Source organism: Pseudolactococcus hodotermopsidis, from assembly GCF_011170085.1.
GTDB classification, from domain to species: Bacteria; Bacillota; Bacilli; order Lactobacillales; family Streptococcaceae; genus Pseudolactococcus; species Pseudolactococcus hodotermopsidis.
In genome coordinates, this window is the sequence record NZ_BLLI01000086.1 from 1 (window position 1) to 6,741 (window position 6,741).

A 6,741-nucleotide genomic window follows, 5' to 3' on the forward strand; every position below is an offset into this window, starting at 1 on the left:
AGCTGAAAATTCAGCATAAATCATAACTCAATCATATCAAAAATGGAATCTAAAAGCAAATTTTGCTTTAGCAAAATGTAACTCATGTTTAGACTTTTTTTGGGACATTTTCACTTTCGCTTGACACTTTCATCAATCTACCTACATTGAAACTGATGGGCAAAAGAACTAAAAAGCTCACAAGCGTGACCAAGATTCTAACAAGCAGTGCATCAATAAAGTAGAAAACAACCAGTTCCGACAAGAAGATGACAATTTCCAAAACAATAAGTTTCTCTTTTCGAGAAGTAACGAGCATGAAATCTTTTAACATGATTTATTCCTTTCAGGATAGACAAAAGTATAGCCTCAGCAACGATGATAACACGATAAAATATCGTTCTACATCTTATTTTTCAAGCTTGAATCCTAACGTTTTCAGTGCATTTTCCGCACCTTTATAATCTTTAATCGTTGAAAGGTCAACAGGCAACATGACCTCTGCCAACTTATGCTTATCAACCTTTGCCATATCAACGGTAATCGTCACTTGATAAGTTACCTTACTTTGCTTAGTTTTAACTTCAACACCTTCGATAGCATTGGCTTTTTGATACAAGTCATCCATATTTTTCGCCATTTCAGTCGATTGCTCCTCGACATTACCCATTTTTTCCATTTCAGAGATTAATTTATCTTTTTCGTCTTGCGCTATCTCGTCGTTATTTTTGAGTTCCTCGATTGAGCTATCAATATCCTCTTGTTTAATACCAAAGTCCAAAGGAATCGTTGTATCAGCCTCAATTTTGCTAATTTTCTCACCCTTGTGCGTGATTTTGACTGTTGCATTGCCTATGCCTGTTGTTTCTGCCAAAGCCTCTTGCTTAAAAACAGCTGTTTCCTCTTTGGCAGTTGTACCGCATGCAGCTAGTAATAAAATTGCCCCCAAAGCAATTGCAAAACTTGTCAATTTTTTCATGATTTTTCTCCTATCATCTTTCTTGCCATTTTTACGAAAATAACGATTTCCATAATTGTAAACGCTACCTTTCTATTATAACATCAATTTTCATTCTTTTCACGAACAAAAGTGACATTACTTACCCATCCCATTATCCAACGAACGTTTCGGTTTCTCCAAAACACCAAAAGTAAAGGACATCAGTGGAATAACGATAAAAAGCCAGTGACCAATCTGTGGCTGAAACCATGCGAAAATGGTTAGAAAAGCATTAGCGAAAAGTGTGGATGATAAACGAACGCGCGCCATTTCACGTTGAAGTCGCCAAATCGCTGGCGTTTTTTGATACTGAATTTTCCCGACTTCGTAGCCAACTTCTACTTGTAAAATCCTGACAATAAGCACTGTTAAACCAAAATTTAACATAGCAAACGATGTAATATCAACCATTATCCATTTTGTCAAAAGTGGAATCATAGCAAGCGCCCCGAGCTGAACAAAGTCAATAACGATAATCTTGTCTGACACCTCGCGAACGCCGTCAAATAAGCGATGATGATCAAACCAAAGGTCAGCAACAATAAAAAAACTTATCAGAAACACGACAACAGCCGACACAAAATCGTGGTAACTATGCCCTTCAGCCAGATTTGGCACTGGAATCTCCAGCAACATAATCGTGATAATAATCGCCACAACAGCATCCGTAAACATCTCCCAATGCTCTTTGAGTCGTCTACGGCGCGCGATTTCCTGCTCCTCTCCATGCTGAGTCATCAACTTGTGAATCTCCTCCTCCGACTTCCCCGCAAATTCAGGATTATTGTCAACAAACTCCGTTTTGATGTCGGCGCGTAAGTCGTCAAACATCTTAGCACGCGATTTTTCGTGATTTTTCCGCATCTCAAGACTACTTTCTATCTATTTTTAGTATCTAAGATAATGGTCACAGGACCATCATTGAGCAATTCGATTTGCATATCGGCAGCGAATTGACCTGTTTTAGTTGGTATTTCGCAAGCTAAACTCGCATTGAACTGTTCATATAGGCGTTTGGCAAATAGTGGTTTTCCTGCGCCATCAAAACTCGGTCGATTCCCTTTTTTCGTTGCCGCAAATAATGTAAACTGAGAAATTGACAAAATACTGGCATTTGATATGTCTTTGACGGAAAGATTCATCTTATCATTTTCATCTGAAAAAATACGCATATTGACAATTTTTCGGACGGCGTAGCTGATGTCCTCAGCCGTATCTGCATCTTCTACACCAACAAAAAGAAGCAAACCATACTGAATTTCTGAGATAAGTTGCCTATCGACTGTAACACTTGCGCGCTTAACGCGCTGAATAACTATTTTCATAGTTATAGTTTACCATTTTTCAGATAAAAAAACCTCAGTGCGTCCACTGAAGTTTTTGGGAAAAGAGTAAATTTGGCGAGGTTCAAAAGGGGTAAAGAATCCTCGCCATGCGTAATGAGCTCATTACTACACTCTAATTATAACTTACTTAATAAGATTTGTCTAATGATAAATGAAAGTTATAACTGTTTATGTTTCGTTTTTTCCTGCCAAACGCCTGAATGCCAGCGGTAAATCATCAGACAGCCGCGCAAACATTCGTCAATAGCATAGGCAATCCACACGCCGACCAAGCCTAAGCCAAAATGAATGGCAAGCAGATAAGAAAAGGGCAGACTGATCACCCAAAGCGTTGCAAAACTGCAAAACAGCGAGTACATGGCATCGCCACAGGCATTGAGCGAGAAAACCAAGATTTGATTGGTCGCGCGCCCGACTTCAAGGATAATATTGACAAGAATCACGTATTTGGCAATGTCGATAATGTTTTGTTGCGTGGTAAAAATGTGCATAATTGGTGTGATGAAAAAACTTGTTATCGTACAAATGATAACAGAAGTTGCTATACCGATTTTAAGTGTTGTAAAGCCACGTTTTTTGGCAACATCATAGGCTTTAGCACCGACCAATTTGCCGACCATGATTTGATTACCTTGCGCCATTGATGTCGTACATAGCGCAATGAGCTGCGTTATGGCAAGCAGATAGGCTTTGGCAGCCAAAACATCATCGCCTAGTGAGGCAACAATCATTGTCACAACAACTTGCGCGCCTTGATAGGACAGTGACTCGCCTGACGATGGTAGCCCAAGTTTGAGAATTTCCTTGATGTCGCTAAATGAAAATTTGCTCGGATGAACATGTAAAATGTTAAATTTTAAATAACGTTTTAACAGAACAGCCGCAATAATCAGACCAACGGTATTAGCAAAAGCCGTCGACCAAGCTAGACCATTTATCCCAAAATTTGGCAAACCAAAGGGCTGGTAAAGACAGAAATAATTGCCGATAACGCCGAGAATCATCGTAAAAGTCGGCACAACCAAGGCAGGACGCGTGTAGCTATGCGTGCGCAAAAAAGCAAGGATAATGGCGGTCAGCGCTGGAATAATCAGCGTTCCTCCATAAATCCGCAAATAATTTTGCCCAATCAAAACGAGTTCAGGACTCAAGTTGATAGCTTTCAAGAACACATGCGGTAAGAGCAGAAAAGCGCCACTGATAAGCAAACCAAGCATGAAAACACCCATAATTCCTGTCTGCATTACCTGTTCAATCCGTTCATTTTTCCGAGCGCCGATAAGATGGGAAATCAGAATCTGCGCACCAACTGTGATAAAACCATAAACGAAAACAGACAAGGCAATCAACTGATTGGCTGAAGAAATTGAGGCGACTGCCGCCTCAGAATAGTCAGAAATCATATAAACGTTGATATTTCCCGCAATAACACGCAGAAACAACTCAACAAAAATCGGCCAGCTGAGAAAAAGAAGTTCAGCATTTGATACGCCGATGATATTTTTTAATCTTGAAAACATGAAATGAAACTCTTTCTAATTTTTTACTTAAGAAGGAAAACTTACCGTCAAAAAAGGCTTACACAGCCTTTTAAATTTATGCTTTATGCTATTATACCATAGATATATAGTTTTTAACCGCTAAGCGACCTGTAACTTAAGCATTTGTCCGCTTAACGCTATAAACATCTGGTACCATTTTAATCTTATCAACAACAGTCGTCAGTTCGTCCAAATTTTTAATGGCAAACTGAATATGAATATTTGCCATTTTCAAATCTTTCGTCGGCTGTGCGTTAATTGAAATCAGCGTTTTTGTTGTATTTGACAACACTTGCATAACATCGTTAGCAATACCTGCCCGATTAAAGCCGAAAATATCAATATTTGCCACGTAATCTTTGCGCCCAACTTGGTGCTCTTCCCACTCAACTGCAATCAGCCGACTGTCATAATCTTTTTGACTTTTAACATTATGACAATCGCTACGATGAATTGACACACCGCGCCCCTTGGTAATATAACCGACAATGGCATCACCAGGAACAGGATTGCAGCACTTGCTCATACGAATGAGGAGACTATCAATGCCAGCCACATTAACACCACCGTCGTTGCGAATCTTCATCACATCGCTCTTGGTCTTAACCTCGCCATTCATCAGCGCCTCAGCCTCTTTACGCGCTTTTTCGCGCTCGATTTCACGCCGTTCATCTTCGGTCAATTTGTTAAATACGGTCACAACGCCAGTTTCTCCGAAACCAATGGAGGCGTACAGAGAGTCGGCATCTCTAAAATTCAGACGATGACAGATAGGTTCAAGATGTTTTTTATTCAGATATTGATTTGCCACAAACCCTTGATTTTGCAAGTATTCTTGCAAAAGTTCACGACCTTTATTGATTGATAATTCCTTATCCTGATTCTTGAAAAATTGCTTGATTTTATTGCGCGCCTTATGCGTTTTGACTAATTTTATCCAATCACGACTTGGCCCAAATGATGTTTTATTGGTTACAATTTCAACCACATCGCCAGTTTTTAAAACGTGTGTCAGCGGTGTCATACGACCATTAACCTTAGCACCAACAGCTCTATCGCCAACTTGCGTATGAATTGCATAGGCAAAATCAATCGGTCCTGAGCCAGTTGGCAATTCTTGTACCGCACCATTTGGTGTAAAAACATATATTTTTTCTGACAAGATGTCTTCTTGGACAGCCGTGACAAATTCTTGAGCATTTTTGGACTCGTCTTGGAGTTCAACAATCTCGTTAATCCAATTCAAATTTTGCGCAATCTCATTTTCCGAGATTTTATCCTTTCGCCCAGCTTTATAAGCCCAATGAGCCGCTACACCATATTCTGCAACAGCGTGCATGTCGTGTGTCCGCAGTTGAAACTCGATTGGTCCTTTTGGCCCATAAACAGTCGTGTGAACGGACTGATAACCATTGGCTTTGGGATTAGCGATATAGTCCTTGAAACGCCCAGGCATCGGCTTCCACAGCGCATGAATATAGCCAAGTGTCGTATAAACCTCAGATTTCGTGTCAAAAACGCAACGAATCGCAATCAGATCATAAATTTCATCAAAACGTTTGCGCTTATCGTGCATTTTACGGTAAATACTATAAATATGCTTGGGACGACCATAGATTTCCCCGACAACACCCACTTCTTTATTGCGACTTGTCAGCTCCTCGACTACTTCATCAACTAATTTTTCGCGATCAGTACGTTTTTGTTTCATTAAATTACTGATTTTATAAAATTGATTTTCATCAAGATAGCGAAAAGCTAAATCTTCCAGTTCCCATTTTATCCGAGAAATACCGAGCCGATGTGCTAGCGGTGCGTAAATTTCCATTGTTTCACGAGAAATTCGCTTTTTCTTGTCTGCTGGCATATGCTTGAGCGTGCGCATATTGTGCAAGCGATCAGCCAACTTGACGAGAATCACACGCGTATCTTTTGCCATTGCCATAAGCATCTTGCGATGATTCTCCGCCATCTGCTCCTCATGCGACTTGTACTCGACCTTGCCAAGTTTGGTCACGCCATCTGTGATAAGTTCGACCTCTTGACCAAACTCAGCCGCCAAATCCTCAAGCGTTACCTCCGTATCCTCAACGACATCATGCAAAAAACCACAAACCACAGTCACGGGGTCAAGCCTGAGTTTAGCCAAAATGCCCGCCACCTGTATCGGATGAACGATATAAGGCTCACCAGAGCGCCGATATTGCTCACAATGAGCATTTGTTGCATATTTCAGCGCTTTCTTGATTAAAATCATATCACGCTCATTCATATAATTTTCTGCCAACGCAACAACTTGCGCCCCTGTAAGATTTGGTTCACTTGCCATGTGAGATTTTCGTCCTTTCCTTTTTCGTGTGATTTTTACTATTATAGCACTTTTTTGGGATAAGAAAAAGGCTTGCGCCTCAATAACATCATAATATTTAAAAATTTTTTTAAATGCTTAACTTTTGATTATAACCAGAAATAATCGTTGATAATATGAGATACTAGAATGAATAGTGTTCCGTTCAAGATTACTGATATTCAACTAAAAATGGATTACTCCCCCTAAAAAATTGACATGAGTACAGAGAAACTATGCAGAGAATGAAATTTGTGGCAAACCAATAATGTTTGAAAAATATTTTACAAAAAGCGTAGTTATTGACTCTATGAAAAATATGATAATTCAAAAGAGGGTGCTTTAGAAATTACAAGACAAATTCTTACTTTTGAGAATCGTTTGTTATGAAAACAAACAACATTAGACTTCTCCCGAAATTAAATTTCGAAATTGATAATACCACAAATTAAGGACGCACGAAGTAAGTGCCTCTTTCTTCGATTACGATATTTCTGAGCCATACACTTAAAGGTTTTGATTTTAGCA

At 39.5% G+C, this 6,741-nt stretch carries 6 protein-coding genes; all 6 read right to left on the minus strand.

Going from position 1 to position 6,741, the window contains the following annotated elements; all coding sequences use genetic code 11:
• Window positions 1–88: 88 nt before the first annotated feature.
• The 6 genes from Hs30E_RS10065 to Hs30E_RS10090 all read right to left on the minus strand — a co-directional run bounded on the left by Hs30E_RS10065 (window position 89) and on the right by Hs30E_RS10090 (window position 6,195).
• A complete protein-coding gene (locus tag Hs30E_RS10065) occupies window positions 89–313 on the minus strand; it encodes a hypothetical protein (protein ID WP_172209816.1) in 225 nt (74 codons plus the stop codon).
• A gap of 75 nt (window positions 314–388) precedes the next feature.
• Window positions 389–958: a hypothetical protein gene (locus tag Hs30E_RS10070; protein WP_172209817.1), complete on the minus strand. Its 570-nt coding sequence runs from the start codon at window positions 956–958 to the stop codon at window positions 389–391.
• A 117-nt stretch (window positions 959–1,075) separates the two neighbouring features.
• Window positions 1,076–1,843, minus strand: a complete 768-nt coding sequence (locus tag Hs30E_RS10075; RefSeq protein ID WP_172209818.1) for a TMEM175 family protein — start codon at window positions 1,841–1,843, stop codon at window positions 1,076–1,078.
• Between the two features lie 14 nt (window positions 1,844–1,857).
• Window positions 1,858–2,304 (minus strand): D-aminoacyl-tRNA deacylase, encoded by a 447-nt coding sequence (gene dtd, locus Hs30E_RS10080; RefSeq protein WP_172209819.1) that lies wholly within the window; start codon window positions 2,302–2,304, stop codon window positions 1,858–1,860.
• A 179-nt stretch (window positions 2,305–2,483) separates the two neighbouring features.
• A complete protein-coding gene (locus Hs30E_RS10085) occupies window positions 2,484–3,845 on the minus strand; it encodes an MATE family efflux transporter (protein ID WP_172209820.1) in 1,362 nt (453 codons plus the stop codon).
• A 136-nt stretch (window positions 3,846–3,981) separates the two neighbouring features.
• Window positions 3,982–6,195, minus strand: coding sequence for a RelA/SpoT family protein (locus Hs30E_RS10090; protein ID WP_172209821.1), 2,214 nt, complete (start codon window positions 6,193–6,195; stop codon window positions 3,982–3,984).
• Between the last annotated feature and the right edge of the window lie 546 nt (window positions 6,196–6,741).

What these genes read in the sequence shown, in the direction of transcription:
- Hs30E_RS10090 (WP_172209821.1), bottom strand. Translation starts at nt 6,195, where the DNA reads ATGGCAAGTGAACCAAATCTTACAGGGGCGCAAGTTGTTGCGTTGGCA.
- Hs30E_RS10085 (WP_172209820.1), bottom strand. Translation starts at nt 3,845, where the DNA reads ATGTTTTCAAGATTAAAAAATATCATCGGCGTATCAAATGCTGAACTT.
- Hs30E_RS10075 (WP_172209818.1), bottom strand. Translation starts at nt 1,843, where the DNA reads ATGCGGAAAAATCACGAAAAATCGCGTGCTAAGATGTTTGACGACTTA.
- dtd (WP_172209819.1), bottom strand. Translation starts at nt 2,304, where the DNA reads ATGAAAATAGTTATTCAGCGCGTTAAGCGCGCAAGTGTTACAGTCGAT.
- Hs30E_RS10070 (WP_172209817.1), bottom strand. Translation starts at nt 958, where the DNA reads ATGAAAAAATTGACAAGTTTTGCAATTGCTTTGGGGGCAATTTTATTA.
- Hs30E_RS10065 (WP_172209816.1), bottom strand. Translation starts at nt 313, where the DNA reads ATGTTAAAAGATTTCATGCTCGTTACTTCTCGAAAAGAGAAACTTATT.